Genomic DNA, 14,123 nt, shown 5'->3' with positions numbered 1-14,123 from the left:
GGGCCGCCAATAGCCAATCACCGGATAAAACCGCAGACCAATCCCTCAACCAACCTGCTGCAAAATGTCCCGCAAACGGTCCAGGGCGATGTCGATGTCCAGGGTTTCGATCGCCCCGAATCCCAGGAAAAGCCCGGCCCGTGGCGTTTGCTGGTAAAAAAAATCGTCCAGGGTATAGAGCCCCACTTCGACTTTTTTCGCGAGTTCGATCACCAATGGAATATCGACCGGCACCTTGCACAGTACCGCCATGTGAAACCCGGCCGTGGTCGGCACCGCTTCGAACCATGGCGAAAGGTCGCCCGCCATCCTCGCCAGGATCCGTTCGCGGCGCCCGGCGTAAATCGTGTGGCAACGCCGGATGTGCTTGAGCAGACAGCCTTCGGCGATGAACTTGGCCAGCGCCCATTGGGGCAGGGTGGAGGTGTGCCGGTCGGTGAGTTGCTTGGCGCTGATCACCGCTTCGAGAATCGCCGGCGGCAAAATCGCATACCCCAGCCGCAACTCCGGCAACAGGGTCTTCGAGAAGGTGCCGACGTAGGCGACGATGCCGCGTTCATCCAGGCTTTGCAGCGAGTCGGTGGGCCGTCCTTCATAGCGGAACTCGCTGTCGTAATCGTCCTCGATGATGATCGCCCCCAGTTCGTGGGCCCGCTCCAGCAGCGCCAGCCGACGCTCGTGGCTCATGGGCATGCCCAAGGGGAACTGGTGCGAGGGGGTGACATAAATCAGCCGCGTGCCGTCGGGAATGTGCTCGACCTGGATGCCTTGCGCATCGACCGGCACGCCGACCACCGTTGCGCCATGAGTCCCGAACAACAGGCGCGCCGGAGGATAACCGGGGTCCTCCATGGCCACGAGGCTGCCCGGTTGGGTCAACACCCGGGAAATCAGGTCCAGCGCTTGCTGCGCGCCATTGCACACCACCACGTCTTCGTCCCGACAATTGACCCCGCGGGAAAATGCGATGTGCTGTGCGATTGCATTGCGCAGCGCCGGCAGGCCTTCGGGCTGGCTGTAGAAACCCTTGGAGCCGGCGATCTGGCGCAAGGCATGGGAGGTACAACGGCGCCAGTCGTCCTGCGGAAATTGGCCCTTGCTGGTTGCACCACCGATAAAGTCGTAGCGCAGCGAGCCTTCCAGCGTCGGGTGGCGCAAGAACGTCGGCAACTTGCGCCAGCTCTCGATGACATCGAAGCTGGCCAATTCCGAATGGCTCTGTTTACGGACGACTTTTGCCGCCCGGGCATTGACGTAGGTGCCTTTGCCGATCACCCCGGTGAGGAAGTTTTCGTAGGTCAGTTGCGCATACGTGTCGGAAATGGTCTTGCGCGAAATCCCCAGTTGTTCGGCCAGCAAACGGCTGGGCGGCAGCTGCGTGCCGGCTGCCAGGCGCCCGGATTCAATGGCGCTGCGCAGTTGCCGGTACAGCTGGCCTGCCAGATCCTTGCGGCCGTTGATGACAACGTGAAGTTCCATACCGGCGGGGCTCCTGGGCGATTGTGAGGCGACTGTGCGTCGCGCCAGATTACCTGCATGAGTGACTGCACAGAAGTTGTGTGGGTGAAAAACCGGCGATTGGTCTTCTGTCGGGCGGTCCATGGCTTTTTCGCTGAATTGGCTCTGTAACGCTCGTGCATCAGCGCCTAACGTGGAGATACCGATTCGCGCCACGAGGCCGCCGCCATGACCGTTCGCCTGGATTACTACAGCGCATCGCCCAAGGCGATGAAAGCCATGATCGCCATGGAGGCCTTGACCCGTGATCTGAGCATCGAACCGGCGTTGCTGAACCTGATCAAGATCCGCGCCTCGCAGCTCAATGGCTGCGCCTTCTGCACTGACATGCACTCGGTGGACGCACGTCGTATCGGCGAGACCGATCGGCGGCTGTATGCAATCGTGGTCTGGCGCGACAGCGGCTTTTTCAGCCCTCGGGAGCGGGCGGCCCTGGCCTGGACCGAAGCGGTGACCCTGCTCGCGCAAAGCCATGTGCCGGACGATGTTTATGCACTGGCCCGGGAGCAGTTCGGTGAAGGGGAATTGGTCGACCTGACGATGGCCATCAGCGCCATCAACAGCTGGAATCGCCTGGCGGTGAGTTTTCGGCAAACCCCCGGCGGTTGATTATCGGTTTGGTTTTTGCCCGCTTGTCACATCAGGTTCATGAACGATCAGCAGGATGAAACGCTCAAGGACAGATCGACAGGGAGTCATCAATGTCATTCATGGAATCCGCCGGGCGTCAGGGCGTGGCCGAGTACCATTCGCCCGTAGAACACAGTAACGCCTTACACTCACGGATAGCCGGAATCGATCCGGTGTTGCTGCAGTCTTTCAGGGTCACCGCCCGCTGTGGCTGTTTCATGCAGGCGTCCCGCAGTCTCAACATCAAGTCGACCCAGTTGCGTAAACAATTGGCGCAACTTGAAACACAACTGCAGCGCTCGTTGTTCTGCCATTCGGGCAATGGCTTTGCCCTCAGTCGTGACGGGTTGCAGCTTCAGGCGCAGTTGATGGCCTTGGCCCGTGAACGCGACTTGCCGGTGATCGAACAGCCCTTGATTCGCCTGGCCGTGGCCGAGTCGATCCTGCACGACATCCTCGGTCGCGACCTGGTCTCGCTGCTGCGGCGCAACGCCAGTGTGCGCCTGGACATCATTTCCCTCGACAGCGAGTTGTCCCTGCGGGCGATCAGCGCCGATGTGGTGGTGTGGCTGGCGGGCACCGATTCGCCATTGCCAAGCCCCAGTTTTGCTGTCAGCGAGCCCCAGCGGCTTGCGCGGCTGGACTATCTGCCGCACATCGCCAAGCGCTATTCACGGGTCGCGGCCCGCCCGGACAGCCTGGGTGACCTGGTCGACTTCATGCTGGTGCAATGGCAGCACGACCGCCAGGTCGAGACCTTTGGGCCGTGGAACCGTCTGGTGGAGCAGCGCTTGGCGGGGGTGGTGCAGTTGCATTCCTATGAGTTGATGCTGGAGATGATCCGTTGCAGCGCTTGCATCGGTTTGTTGCCGCACTACATGAGCCGATTCGATCGAGGGCTGCTGGCGTTGCCCGGGCTGTTCAACCAACCGATGCAGCGCCAGGTGTGGATGGCGGTCAATGCCGACTCCCGAAATGAGGCCGAGGTGCAGGGAGTTGTCGAGCTGATCCGCAATACCTTCAACGAGCGGCGGGAGTGGTTCGAGCAGCTCGACTGAGCTTCTGGCAAGAACACTTATGTGGCGAGGGGGCTTGCCCCCTCGCCACATAGGTTTGCACCGTTATAGAGTAAGCGGCCATGTACGCATCAAGGACGAAACTTTCATGCCCGCCGACCCCGTCATTACCCTCGAACGCTTCAACGAATCCCACATCGAGGGTGTCACCGCCCTCTACAACGACCCGGCTGTGGCCCGTCAGGTGCTGCAGATGCCGTTTCAGTCCACCGAGGTCTGGCGCCAACGCCTGATGGTCGACAACGAACGGGCGGTGAAACTGGTGGCGCTGCACCAGGGAACGGTCATCGGCAACATCGGTCTGGAACAGTTTTCGCGAGTTCGCCGCAGCCACGCCGGCAGCTTCGGCATGGGTGTCGCCGTGGCTTGGCAAGGCAAGGGTGTCGGTTCGAAGCTGCTGGCGGCGGCGCTCGATGTCGCCGACAACTGGATGAACCTGCAACGGGTCGAACTCTCGGTGTACGCCGACAACGAAGCGGCCATCGGCCTGTACCGAAAATTCGGCTTCGAGACCGAAGGCCTGTTCCGCGACTATGCCGTGCGTGACGGTCGCTTGGTCGATACCCTGAGCATGGCGCGCTTGCGTCGCACGCCCAAGGAAGGTTGAGTCAGTCGCCCAAGGCAAACGCCACCGCCGCCTGCGCATGCAGTTCGGTGGTGTCGAACAAGGGCAGGGCGCTGTGCTCGGGTTTGATCAGCAGGCCGATCTCGGTGCAGCCGAGGATGATCGCCTGGGCGCCGCGTTCGGTCAGCGCTTCGATCACCCTTTGATAGACCTGGCGCGACGCCTCGCTGATGACCCCGACGCACAACTCGTCATAGATGATCCGATGCACCGCCTGACGCTCTTCAGCCTCCGGCACCAGCACCGTCAGGCCCTTGGCCGTCAGACGTGCCTTGAGAAAGTCCTGCTCCATGGTGAATGCAGTACCGAGCAGGCCCACCCGCAGCGCACCGGCGTCCAGCGCCGCCTGAGCGGCCGGGTCGGCAATGTGCAGGAACGGAATATCAATCGCAGACTGAATCTGCCCGGCCACCTTGTGCATGGTGTTGGTACACAACACCACGCAGTCGGCGCCGCCAGCCTCCAGGCGTTGCGCGGCATCCACCAGAATCGCCGCCGCATCGTCCCAGCGCCCGGCATGTTGGGCCTGTTCGACAGGGCCGAAGTCGACGCTGTACATTAGCAATTTCGCCGAACGCAACGGCCCGAGGCGGTCGCGTACCTGCTGGTTGATAAGACGGTAATACTCGGCGCTGGACTCCCAGCTCATGCCGCCGATAAGGCCGATGGTGCGCATGTCATGCTCCTGTGAATGGCAAACCCTTGCGAGAGAGTGTCCAGTGGATCCTTGTTCCGATCTATCAGGAAATTTCACATGCCCGGTGTGCTGAGCGAGAACCTGTTGGGCGGCAGACTCTGCCTGCAACTCTTGCCCCGTGCGCCTTACAGTGCGCGGGATCCGGCGCAGTCACAAACCCTCGGAGTGACGCTGGAACGTCAGCAGGGCGTGCATGCGATCGATTCTGACCGGCGGACGGATTTCGATACCTGGCCGGGCGTATTGGCGTACACGCCGGTCGGCGTGGAGGTGTTTTCCGAATCGGCCAGCGGTGGCGAGTATCTGTTGATGCGGCTGGACGAACAGTTCGCCAGCGAACAATTACCCAGTGTCGCCCACCGTGTGCAGTCTTGCGGCAATCGACGTGCGCTGACCATCGCACGTGAGATTCGTCGTCAGTTGCTCGCCACGCAGCCCGACCTGCTGGCGCTTGAGCAATGTGCCGCGGCGCTGGTTGGCGTCGCGGGTTCGATAACCGATACAACGCAGCGTGCCACGCCCAAGGCCTTTGCCCGAGTCATGGAACAGATCGCCGAGCAGTTCCAGCACCCCCTGACGCTGGAACAATTGGCTGTCACCTATGGGCACAACGAACTGCGCTTTCTGCGCGATTTCACCCAGGCTATTGGCCTGACGCCTCACGCCTACCTCATTGAAGTGCGGCTTCAGGCCGCACGCAGGCTGATCGAGCGCACGGCTCTGCCCTTGGCCAGCATCGCTCTGGATGTTGGCTTCGCCCATCAGTCCCACATGGGCAGTGCCTTTCGCAAATACCTGGCCATGACCCCAAGCCAGTACCGCTCGCGCTTTTAGTCGTACGCCGGCAGCGCGCATCTGCCATGCTCAAAGTCCGCAGCACCGCTTCAACCAAAGGAACACCGCAATGGACGACGTACAGCAACTGGGCGAGATGCTTCGCCACTACGCAGAAAGCGAAGCGCACAAGAAGCAACTGTTTGAAGCGCAATCGGCCGTGTGGGCGACGCGCATCGGGGAGTTGTTCGATCAGATCCAGCAGTGGCTGGCACCGGTCCTGGCACCGAACCTGCTGGAAGTGAGCCGCGAGGCGTATGTCGCATCCGGGCCGAGTGTGCCGGTGGAGACGTCGACGTTCAAGACCGAGAAACTGAGCGTCGTTATCGCCGGCAAACCGGTGGAGTTTGTGCCGGACGTGATGGGCGTTGGTGGGCAGATTTCCCTTGCCGTGATGGGGTTGACCGCGGCGCGCTATGGCAGTATTTCGCTGGTGTGCCTGCCACCGTCCAGCGCCTGGCAATGGCGCAAGACCAACGGCCTGAAAGACCCGGACACGTTTGCCTTCGATGCAAACTTTTTGGCGCAGCAACTGCAGAGCCTGATTCCCCGCGAGCGCAACTAATGCCTGTGTGGCGAGGGGGCTTGTCGGACCGCCGTACCGCCCCGTTCGAGTGCGCAGCGCTCGCAGGTCTTGGGTCCGCTGCGCGGCCCAACGGGGGCAAGCCCCCTCGCCACAAGCCCGCTCCCCCAGTGAATTGGGTGTACCTCAGATTTCGAGGTTGCCCCAGCCAGGTTTCAACTCTTGCGGCGCTACCGCTTTCACTGTCTTGCCGGTAGCCAATTCCACCCGCCGCGCCACCTCGGGGTCATCGGCAAACGGAATCAGGCTGGCATCGTCCAGGCTCTCGGGCGTCTGCTGTTTCAAGCAGTATTCGATCGCCAGCCAAAGACCCAGCACGCCCAATAGATTCAACGCCATTTCGATCATGTCAGGCTCCTTGCCTCAGGCATACTGCGCTTCAAGTTCGGCCATCTTCACATCCGCAACCCGCACCGTACGCCACACGTTATAAGCCATCAGCAGCATGCCGCTGAGGAAGAACACCCCGCCGACAAACCGCACGATGAAGCCCGGATGGCTGGCCTGCAGCGCCTCGACGAACGAGTAAGTCAGCGTGCCGTCGTCGTTGATTGCACGCCACATCAAGCCCTGGGTGATGCCGTTGACCCACATCGAGGCGATGTACAGCACGGTGCCGATGGTCGCCAGCCAGAAGTGCAGGTTGATCAGCGGCACGCTGTGCATTTGCGTGCGGCCAAAGACTTTCGGGACCATGTGATAGATGGCGCCGAAGGTGATCATCGCCACCCAACCGAGGGCGCCGGCGTGCACGTGGCCGATGGTCCAGTCGGTGTAGTGGGAGAGGGCATTGACCGTCTTGATCGCCATCATCGGCCCTTCGAAAGTCGACATGCCGTAGAAGGCCAGGGACAGCACGAGGAAGCGCAGGATCGGGTCGGTACGCAACTTATGCCAGGCCCCCGACAGCGTCATCATGCCGTTGATCATACCGCCCCAGCTCGGCGCCAGCAGAATCAGCGACATCGCCATGCCCAGGGACTGCGCCCAGTCCGGCAGTGCGGTGTAGTGCAGGTGGTGGGGACCGGCCCAGATGTACAGGGTGATCAGCGCCCAGAAGTGCACGATCGACAAGCGATAGGAATACACCGGCCGACCCACCTGTTTCGGCACGAAGTAATACATCATGCCGAGGAACCCGGTGGTGAGGAAAAAGCCCACCGCGTTGTGCCCGTACCACCACTGCACCATGGCGTCGGTGGCCCCGGAGTACACCGGATACGACTTGAACCAGTCCACCGGAATCGACAGGTGATTGACCACGTGCAGCATGGCGATCACCACGATGAACGCGCCGAAGAACCAGTTGCCGACGTAGATATGCTTGGTCTTGCGGCGCACCACGGTGGTGAAAAACACGATGGCATAGGCGAGCCAGACCACCGTCATCCACACCGCGCCGGAGAACTCGATCTCGGCGTATTCCTTGGTGGTCGTGTAGCCCAGCGGCAGGCTGATCAGCATCACCACGATCACCGATTGCCAGCCCCAGAAGGTGAATGCAGCGAGTTTGTCCGAGAACAGCCGAACCTGGCAGGTGCGCTGCACGGCGTAGTAACTGGCGGCGAATTGCGCACTGCCGGCAAAGCCGAAAATCACCAGGCTGGTGTGCAGCGGGCGCAAGCGGCCGAAGGTGGTCCACGGCAGGTCGAGGTTCATCTCGGGCCATACCAGTTGCGAGGCGATCCATACCCCCATCGCCATCCCGACGACGCCCCATACCACGGTTGCCACGACGAATTGGCGGACGACCTTGTAGTTATAGGCCAGTCCGATTGTTGCTGTGCTCATGGTCAGTTCTTCCACGGTTGCAAAGTCTTGCCAGGCCACCCGGTCTGGCATGCGATGAACTGTAGAAACCCTGCCGGAAACAAAACAGTCTCAGGAAACTTTCATTTATACGGATCAGATGCAGGGCATGCCTGCGGCCATCAGTCGCGTCCTGATACGGTTTTTTAGTGTTTAGCTGAATCTGTAACGTGCTGTGCCGCAGGTTCATAGTCGCTACCTCGAGAGCGAGCCGCAGAGCCCGATCAATCCTGATGAGGTAGCCACATGTATCAATACGATGACTATGACCGGGCCCTGGTGTTCGAGCGTGTTGCGCAGTTTCGCGATCAGGTCGAACGTTTCATGGCCGGCGAATTGAGCGAAGAAGAGTTCCTGCCCCTGCGTTTGCAGAATGGCCTGTATATGCAAAAACACGCCTACATGCTGCGCGTGGCGATTCCTTACGGCACCCTGAGCGCCAGGCAAATGCGCACTCTGGCGAGCATTGCCCGGGACTACGATCGTGGTTACGGCCACTTCACCACCCGGCAAAACATGCAGTTCAACTGGATCGAACTGGCCCAGGTCCCGGACATCCTCGAACGCCTGGCCCAAGTGGAAATGCACGCGATCCAGACCTCCGGCAACTGCGTGCGCAACATCACCACCGAAGCCTTCGCCGGCGTTGCGGCGGACGAGCTGATGGACCCGCGTCCGCTGGCGGAGATCCTGCGGCAATGGTCGACCATCAACCCGGAATTCCTGTTCCTGCCGCGCAAGTTCAAGATCGCCATCTGTTCGGCGAAACAGGACCGCGCGGCGATCATGATGCATGACATCGGTCTTTATCTTTATTGCGACGATAGCGGGCAAATGCTCTTGCGGGTGATCGTTGGCGGCGGGTTGGGGCGTACGCCGATTCTCGGTCTGCAGATTCGCGAAGGCTTGCCGTGGCAGCATTTGCTGTCTTATGTCGAGGCGGTGCTGCGGGTCTACAACCGCCACGGACGGCGCGATAACAAGTACAAGGCGCGGATCAAGATTCTGGTCAAGGCCCTGGGGATCGAAGCGTTCGCCAAGGAAGTGGAGGAGGAGTGGCAACACCTCAAGGACGGCCCGGCGCAGTTGACCGACGTCGAGTATGAGCGTGTCGCCAGCGCCTTTGTGCCACCCGATTACCGTTCACTGGCCGGCACCGACCTGGACTTCGGCACGCGCCTGGCCGAGCACCCGGCGTTCGCCCGTTGGGTGGCGCGCAACGTTCAGCCGCACAAGGTGCCGGGTTACGCCAGTGTGGTGCTGTCGACCAAGCCGGGTATCGCCGCGCCGCCGGGGGATGTCACGGCCGAACAAATGGAAGCGGTGGCGCTATGGTCCGAGCAGTTCGGTTTCGGCGAAATCCGCATCGCCCATGAACAGAACATCGTCCTGCCGGACGTGCCCAAGGCAGACCTTTACGCGCTGTGGTGCCTGGCCTGCGAGCAAGGCCTGGGGAGTGCCAACATCGGCTTGCTGACTGACATCATCGCTTGCCCTGGCGGCGACTTCTGCGCCCTGGCCAACGCCAAGTCGATCCCCATCGCGCAAGCGATTCAGGCGCGTTTCGACGATCTGGATTACCTGCATGACCTGGGCGACATCAGCCTGAACATCTCTGGCTGTATGAACGCCTGCGGCCATCACCACATCGGCAACATCGGCATCCTTGGCGTCGACAAGAACGGCAGCGAGTGGTACCAGATCACCCTCGGCGGCGCCCAGGGCAAGGACAGCGCGTTGGGCAAGGTCATCGGCCCGTCCTTCAGTGCCGCCGAAGTGCCCGATGTGATTGAACGGATCATCGGCACGTTCGTGCGCTACCGCGAGAGCGAAGAACTGTTCGTCGATACCCTGGCGCGCATCGGTCTGGAGCCATTCAAGGAACGGGTTTATCCAAAGGTGCTGGAGGTGTCGGCATGAACAATCTGCTGCGTTTGCGAGAGGGCGGTGCCGAGTGGGTGCGCGATGACCCGTGGCAGTTGATTCGTGAAACGACCGGTGAACCGCCGGCCGGGCCGCTGATCCTGCCGTTACCCCAGTGGCTGGCCCTTAACGCCGACACCACAACCGCGCTCGAAGGTGTCTGGCTCGGTCCTGACGACGAAGTGACAAATCTGATTCCGTGGTTCCCCGACCTGCCGCTGATTGCCCTGGACTTCCCGAGTTTTCGCGACGGACGTGCCTACAGCCAGGCCTATCTGTTGCGCACGCGATTCGGATGGCAAGGCGAATTGCGCGCGATTGGCGATGTGCTGCGTGATCAACTCAGCCACATGCGCCAATGCGGTTTCGACAGCTTTGCCGTGCGTGAAGACAAGTCTGCCGAAGATGCGCTGAAGGGACTGGCGGGGATGAGCGTGTTGTATGGGCGTTCGGTGATCGAGCCGCGGCCGTTGTTTCGGCGGCGGTAGGGCATCGAGATCTTTTGCTTGGGCCAGTGATGGCATTTTGATAGAGTCCGCGTCTCATAAGGAGTCGGTGAAGAAAGGAGTCTGGTTTGGGCGCGGGCAAGAAGATTTTAGGGTTGATAGCGCTGTTGCTGATGGCGGCCCTGTGGGGCAGTTATTTTTATGTGTTCAAAGAGAACCGTAACGGCCAGCTCGGGGATGCGTTCGACAGCTACGCCTGGTGCGGCACGCCGCCGGCCAGCGATAGCGGCGGGTTGGGCAAGGATCAACTGTCGCTGCGCATCACCAACAACGTTCGCGGCGAGTTCATGCTCTCGGGGGCGGTTGTCGTTTCCGAGCGCACCTTTGATCGCTACGACCTGGGCCGCAACGAACTGCGGCTGCGCATGGAGCCGCTGCAGTGGTCCTACGGCGTTGCGCCGATTTTCATGGAACAGGTCAAGATCAAACCCCTGAGCCGCAACCTGTCTTCAGTCAACAAAAGTGCCTACGCCGAACTTGAGCCCCGGCCCATCGACGTCCAGGGGCGTGCGACCGACTTTCCGTTCGACACCTACCGCTACGGTTACAAACCGGTGTTGTACTACCTCAAGGGTAACGAGCGCATCGACCTGCGCTTCAAAAACGTCACCACCAGCATGCAGATGTCCAACACCTTTACGCCGATCCAGAAGTACAACCGTGTCGAGTACATCAACGAGAAAAATTCGCTGATCAGTGAGCAGGACTACAAGCCCTACGGCGCCAACGAATGCGCGTTCAGCGTCGAGCGCAAAGGCTCGTTCAAGGTGATTGTGTTGCTGTTGTTGCTGGTGATGTGCCTGCCGCTGCTGCACGTGTTCTATCGCGACGAGCCGGGCATCGACTTTCTCGCGACGCTGGTGAGTATTGGCGCGATCCGGGTGTTCCTGGTGGGGCCGTTGAACGATTTCCAGTTGTACACCATCGACTTCCTGTTCGGCGCGGTGATCATCCTGGTGGGCACGGTATCGTTGATCAAGGCGATGCGGGCCAATAGCCGGCGGGAGTTGGCAGCGAAAAGCGGGTCTTCGTGGTGATTATCGCGACCGTGGCGAGAGCTGAAAATTGTGATTTTCGATACAAAAACGCCGGGCATTAGCTATACCTGTAACTCTCGTAGGCAATACCGTTGCCGTCCTTCTGACAGGAGTTAAAGCATGAAGCTTGCGTTAATGATGAGCACACTGTGCATCGCCTCTCTCGGGGTGGCGGGTTGCGCCAGCAAAGTCGTCGAGCCAGACCAGTACTCCGGCTTTCTCAAGGACTACAGCCAGCTCAAGGAAGCCAAGTCGCCATCGGGCGCCGTGGTGATGCGCTGGGTCGATCCCAAGCTCGACGTCAACAAATACACCAGTGCCTACATCGAGCCGACTCAGCTCTATCCCAAACCGCAACCGACAGCGAAAATCCCTCAGACCACGTTGAACGGCATCACCAGCTACTACGATCAAGCGCTCAAGCGCGAACTGGGTAAATCCCTGCCACTGGCCAGCGGCCCCGGCCCAGGCGTTATCGTGGTGCGTGCGGCGATCACCGCCGTCAGCAGCAAGACCGAAAGCCTCAAGCCATATGAAGTGATCCCGATCGCCCTGGTGGCAGCGGCCGTCACCACCGCCAGCGGTGCTCGCGATCAGCAAACCGATCTGGCCACCGAAGCGGTGTTTCTCGATGGCGGCACCAACAAAGTCATCGCCCAGGTGGTGCGCAAGGGCACCGGCAAACCGCTGGAAAACGAAGCTCAGGTGATGAAAGCCGATGACGTGAAAAACGTGATCGATGGCTGGGCTTCGGACATGAATCAGTCGTTTGTAAAATTCAAGTCCAAGTAACGCGGGTTCATTGTTCGCGCAAGATCGTTCCCAGGCATGGGAACGATCAATCCCCTTGGCTATTCCCCCGGGATGTCGGCCGGTATGACAGTGAGCGCAACCGGCGCCGCATGACTTTGCATTGTCTGGGCACCGACACCACAACTTGCGAAAAGCGCCATCAGGCTGAATCCCGCAACGCGAAGCAAACCTTTCATAGACGTTTCCTCATTTTCCGAAGATGACATTCGGTATGGCCTGCATGAAGGCTTTTTTTTACTCTAGCAGGTGGTTGTCGCGTCAACGGGTTTGCTTGTTGAATTGAAGGTCCATTCGCGGGCAAGCCGCGCTCCCACAGGTATTGAGTGAGCCTTGGCTGATTTGCCAACCACAATCACCTGTGGGCATGGACTTGCTCGCGAAGAAGGATTGTCAGTCAACATCATTGTTGAATGCTGAGTCGCGTGTGGGTGTGCTTCAGTGCTTCTTCGCCTGTGCCCGCACGCGCTCTTCCTGCTCACGCAGTTCCGGGGTGAACTCGGCACCGAAATCTTCGGCCTCGAACACCTGGCGAATCTCGATCTCGGCCTCTGTACCCGGCATCGGGTTGGGGCAGCGCTTGACCCACTCGATCGCTTCTTCTTTCGACTTCACCTGCCACAGCCAGTAACCGGCGATCAGCTCTTTGGTTTCGGCGAACGGGCCGTCGATCACTGTGCGTTTATCTCCCGAGAAGCGCACACGGGCACCTTTACTGCTGGGCTGCAGGCCATCGCAATCGATGAGGATGCCGGCCTTGGCCAGTTCCTCGTTGTAATTGCCCATTGCGGTCATCAGTTCTTCGCTGGGCATCACGCCGGCTTCGGAATCGGGGCTGGCTTTTACAATGATCATGAATCGCATGGTCTTGTCTCCGTTGAAGTTGAGTGATTCATTGCATAGTCGAATGGGCGTGACTTGAATCGACAATGCACCTAAACAAAAATTGTCCTTTTCGTTTTAGTCGATGTTGTAGAGAACAGATGTATTTTCGACATCCTCCTCGCGATCAAATATTCCTGTGAGACCCATCCAACGACCAACGGAAGGTGCCCCCCAGTTCCGCTTCAGGCACTGGATGTTCAACCTGATCCCGTCGAACTGGACGGTGGTGATCCGGGAGGTCGGCGATACGCATTTCATCGATGAAATGCTCAAGGGGCCGCTGCGCGCCTTTCGTCATGAACATCGGGTGGCGGCGGGAGAGGGCGGTACGCTGTACACCGACCGCGTGACCTATGCGGCGATTGGCGGTGCTTTGACTGAAGGGCTGCTGGTGAATGCCTGCATGCGGCGGATTTTCGCGGCGCGGCACCGCAATATGCTGCGGTTGCTCGGGTAGTGCACGTGCATCCAGCCCTGTGGAATTGCAGGTTTGCCTCTCCCGCCACTCATGACAATTTGTGTTTTTGCATAGGTCCCCGGCTCATTTCGTGGTTAACTTCGGCCTCGTCAAAATTCTCTACATCAACGTTCAGAAGGACTCCGTTCATGGCTCAAGTCACTCTTAAAGGCAACCCGGTTCAAGTCAACGGCCAACTGCCACAAGCCGGTTCCCAGGCGCCAGCCTTTTCCCTGGTTGCCGGCAATCTGTCCGACGTGACCCTGGCGAGCTTCGCCGGCAAGCGTAAAGTGTTGAACATCTTCCCAAGCGTCGACACCCCGACCTGCGCCACCTCCGTGCGCAAGTTCAATGCCCAGGCCAATGACGTGGCCAACACCGTGGTGCTGTGCATCTCGGCTGACCTGCCGTTCGCCCAAGCCCGCTTCTGCGGCGCCGAAGGCCTGGAAAACGTACAGAACCTGTCGACCCTGCGCGGTGCCGAGTTCAAGGAAAACTACGGCGTGGCCATCGCCGATGGTCCACTCAAAGGCCTGACCGCCCGTGCCGTCGTGGTTCTGGACGAAAACGACAAGGTCCTGCACAGCGAACTGGTCAAGGAAATCGCTGAAGAACCGAACTACGACGCAGCGCTCGCCGTTCTGAAGTAAGCAAAGTTTTACAATTGTTAACGGCCTGGCCCTGTCCAGGCCGTTTTCATTTGTGCTTCAGTGTCTTAGCCAAAACTCCTGTT

The 14,123-nt window shown here is 60.0% G+C and carries 15 protein-coding genes and 1 pseudogene; 11 read left to right on the top strand and 5 right to left on the bottom strand.

Translation table 11 applies throughout. From position 1 onward, the window contains the following. Nucleotides 1-45: 45 nt before the first annotated feature. Complete coding sequence (locus FFH90_RS17195) at nt 46-1,479, bottom strand: PLP-dependent aminotransferase family protein (RefSeq protein ID WP_018926157.1); 1,434 nt, start codon at nt 1,477-1,479, stop codon at nt 46-48. 207 nt (nt 1,480-1,686) lie between these two features. On the opposite strand from FFH90_RS17195, the gene FFH90_RS17190 reads away from it, so the two are divergent. The 3 genes from FFH90_RS17190 to FFH90_RS17180 all read left to right on the top strand — a co-directional run bounded on the left by FFH90_RS17190 (nt 1,687) and on the right by FFH90_RS17180 (nt 3,831). Next, on the top strand, nt 1,687-2,127 hold the full coding sequence (locus FFH90_RS17190; protein WP_018926156.1) for a carboxymuconolactone decarboxylase family protein: 441 nt from the start codon (nt 1,687-1,689) through the stop codon (nt 2,125-2,127). Nucleotides 2,128-2,219: 92 nt separating this feature from the next. Continuing rightward, nucleotides 2,220-3,206: a LysR family transcriptional regulator gene (locus FFH90_RS17185; RefSeq protein ID WP_138867707.1), complete on the top strand. Its 987-nt coding sequence runs from the start codon at nt 2,220-2,222 to the stop codon at nt 3,204-3,206. Between the two features lie 106 nt (nt 3,207-3,312). Continuing rightward, entirely contained in the window at nt 3,313-3,831 is a 519-nt protein-coding gene (locus FFH90_RS17180) for a GNAT family N-acetyltransferase (protein WP_138867706.1), read from the top strand. A gap of 1 nt (nt 3,832) precedes the next feature. On the opposite strand, the gene FFH90_RS17175 is transcribed toward FFH90_RS17180, so the two are convergent. Continuing rightward, the gene (locus FFH90_RS17175) at nt 3,833-4,525 is read right to left on the bottom strand and encodes an aspartate/glutamate racemase family protein (protein WP_064618188.1); all 693 of its coding nucleotides are present in this window, start codon (nt 4,523-4,525) and stop codon (nt 3,833-3,835) included. Between the two features lie 78 nt (nt 4,526-4,603). Here FFH90_RS17175 and FFH90_RS17170 point away from each other — a divergent pair, with 78 nt between their 5' ends. Together FFH90_RS17170 and FFH90_RS17165 are read left to right on the top strand one after the other, a co-directional pair. Further along, nucleotides 4,604-5,380, top strand: coding sequence for a helix-turn-helix domain-containing protein (locus tag FFH90_RS17170; protein ID WP_111453557.1), 777 nt, complete (start codon nt 4,604-4,606; stop codon nt 5,378-5,380). Nucleotides 5,381-5,450: 70 nt separating this feature from the next. After that, nucleotides 5,451-5,945: a hypothetical protein gene (locus FFH90_RS17165; RefSeq protein WP_064618184.1), complete on the top strand. Its 495-nt coding sequence runs from the start codon at nt 5,451-5,453 to the stop codon at nt 5,943-5,945. 144 nt (nt 5,946-6,089) lie between these two features. Here the strand turns inward: FFH90_RS17165 and FFH90_RS17155 are convergent, their stop codons facing one another. Together FFH90_RS17155 and ccoN are read right to left on the bottom strand one after the other, a co-directional pair. Continuing rightward, the gene (locus tag FFH90_RS17155; protein WP_138867705.1) at nt 6,090-6,311 is read right to left on the bottom strand and encodes a cbb3-type cytochrome c oxidase subunit 3; all 222 of its coding nucleotides are present in this window, start codon (nt 6,309-6,311) and stop codon (nt 6,090-6,092) included. Nucleotides 6,312-6,326: 15 nt separating this feature from the next. Further along, nucleotides 6,327-7,754: a cytochrome-c oxidase, cbb3-type subunit I gene (gene ccoN / locus FFH90_RS17150; protein ID WP_026286424.1), complete on the bottom strand. Its 1,428-nt coding sequence runs from the start codon at nt 7,752-7,754 to the stop codon at nt 6,327-6,329. A 264-nt stretch (nt 7,755-8,018) separates the two neighbouring features. On the opposite strand from ccoN, the gene FFH90_RS17140 reads away from it, so the two are divergent. From FFH90_RS17140 to FFH90_RS17125, 4 genes are all read left to right on the top strand, one after another. Continuing rightward, nucleotides 8,019-9,692: a nitrite/sulfite reductase gene (locus FFH90_RS17140; RefSeq protein WP_064618180.1), complete on the top strand. Its 1,674-nt coding sequence runs from the start codon at nt 8,019-8,021 to the stop codon at nt 9,690-9,692. Next, complete coding sequence (locus FFH90_RS17135) at nt 9,689-10,183, top strand: DUF934 domain-containing protein (protein ID WP_018926147.1); 495 nt, start codon at nt 9,689-9,691, stop codon at nt 10,181-10,183. The genes FFH90_RS17140 and FFH90_RS17135 overlap by 4 nt, the downstream gene beginning before the upstream one ends. A gap of 86 nt (nt 10,184-10,269) precedes the next feature. Further along, nucleotides 10,270-11,238, top strand: coding sequence for a hypothetical protein (locus tag FFH90_RS17130; RefSeq protein WP_138867703.1), 969 nt, complete (start codon nt 10,270-10,272; stop codon nt 11,236-11,238). 120 nt (nt 11,239-11,358) lie between these two features. After that, on the top strand, nt 11,359-12,030 hold the full coding sequence (locus tag FFH90_RS17125) for a DUF3313 domain-containing protein (RefSeq protein WP_018926145.1): 672 nt from the start codon (nt 11,359-11,361) through the stop codon (nt 12,028-12,030). A 456-nt stretch (nt 12,031-12,486) separates the two neighbouring features. Here the strand turns inward: FFH90_RS17125 and FFH90_RS17120 are convergent, their stop codons facing one another. Further along, nucleotides 12,487-12,912 (bottom strand): YciI family protein, encoded by a 426-nt coding sequence (locus FFH90_RS17120; protein ID WP_019579276.1) that lies wholly within the window; start codon nt 12,910-12,912, stop codon nt 12,487-12,489. A 181-nt stretch (nt 12,913-13,093) separates the two neighbouring features. Between FFH90_RS17120 and FFH90_RS17115 the strand changes: the two are divergent. After that, nucleotides 13,094-13,390, top strand: a pseudogene (locus FFH90_RS17115) (polyketide cyclase); the annotation flags it as partial. Nucleotides 13,391-13,539: 149 nt separating this feature from the next. Next, on the top strand, nt 13,540-14,040 hold the full coding sequence (gene tpx / locus FFH90_RS17110) for a thiol peroxidase (protein ID WP_018926141.1): 501 nt from the start codon (nt 13,540-13,542) through the stop codon (nt 14,038-14,040). Nucleotides 14,041-14,123: the final 83 nt, after the last annotated feature.

The sequence above is a fragment of the Pseudomonas sp. ATCC 43928 genome, from assembly GCF_005938665.2.
GTDB lineage: Bacteria > Pseudomonadota > Gammaproteobacteria > Pseudomonadales > Pseudomonadaceae > Aquipseudomonas.
Note: the sequence above shows the minus strand (reverse complement) of the source record. Positions and strands in the feature narration are given on the sequence as shown.

Excerpts from the sequence above, each read along its gene's own strand:
- FFH90_RS17195 (WP_018926157.1), bottom strand. The coding sequence starts at position 1,479 with ATGGAACTTCACGTTGTCATCAACGGCCGCAAGGATCTGGCAGGCCAG.
- FFH90_RS17190 (WP_018926156.1), top strand. The coding sequence starts at position 1,687 with ATGACCGTTCGCCTGGATTACTACAGCGCATCGCCCAAGGCGATGAAA.
- FFH90_RS17185 (WP_138867707.1), top strand. The coding sequence starts at position 2,220 with ATGTCATTCATGGAATCCGCCGGGCGTCAGGGCGTGGCCGAGTACCAT.
- FFH90_RS17180 (WP_138867706.1), top strand. The coding sequence starts at position 3,313 with ATGCCCGCCGACCCCGTCATTACCCTCGAACGCTTCAACGAATCCCAC.
- FFH90_RS17175 (WP_064618188.1), bottom strand. The coding sequence starts at position 4,525 with ATGCGCACCATCGGCCTTATCGGCGGCATGAGCTGGGAGTCCAGCGCC.
- FFH90_RS17170 (WP_111453557.1), top strand. The coding sequence starts at position 4,604 with ATGCCCGGTGTGCTGAGCGAGAACCTGTTGGGCGGCAGACTCTGCCTG.
- FFH90_RS17165 (WP_064618184.1), top strand. The coding sequence starts at position 5,451 with ATGGACGACGTACAGCAACTGGGCGAGATGCTTCGCCACTACGCAGAA.
- FFH90_RS17155 (WP_138867705.1), bottom strand. The coding sequence starts at position 6,311 with ATGATCGAAATGGCGTTGAATCTATTGGGCGTGCTGGGTCTTTGGCTG.
- ccoN (WP_026286424.1), bottom strand. The coding sequence starts at position 7,754 with ATGAGCACAGCAACAATCGGACTGGCCTATAACTACAAGGTCGTCCGC.
- FFH90_RS17140 (WP_064618180.1), top strand. The coding sequence starts at position 8,019 with ATGTATCAATACGATGACTATGACCGGGCCCTGGTGTTCGAGCGTGTT.
- FFH90_RS17135 (WP_018926147.1), top strand. The coding sequence starts at position 9,689 with ATGAACAATCTGCTGCGTTTGCGAGAGGGCGGTGCCGAGTGGGTGCGC.
- FFH90_RS17125 (WP_018926145.1), top strand. The coding sequence starts at position 11,359 with ATGAAGCTTGCGTTAATGATGAGCACACTGTGCATCGCCTCTCTCGGG.
- FFH90_RS17120 (WP_019579276.1), bottom strand. The coding sequence starts at position 12,912 with ATGCGATTCATGATCATTGTAAAAGCCAGCCCCGATTCCGAAGCCGGC.
- tpx (WP_018926141.1), top strand. The coding sequence starts at position 13,540 with ATGGCTCAAGTCACTCTTAAAGGCAACCCGGTTCAAGTCAACGGCCAA.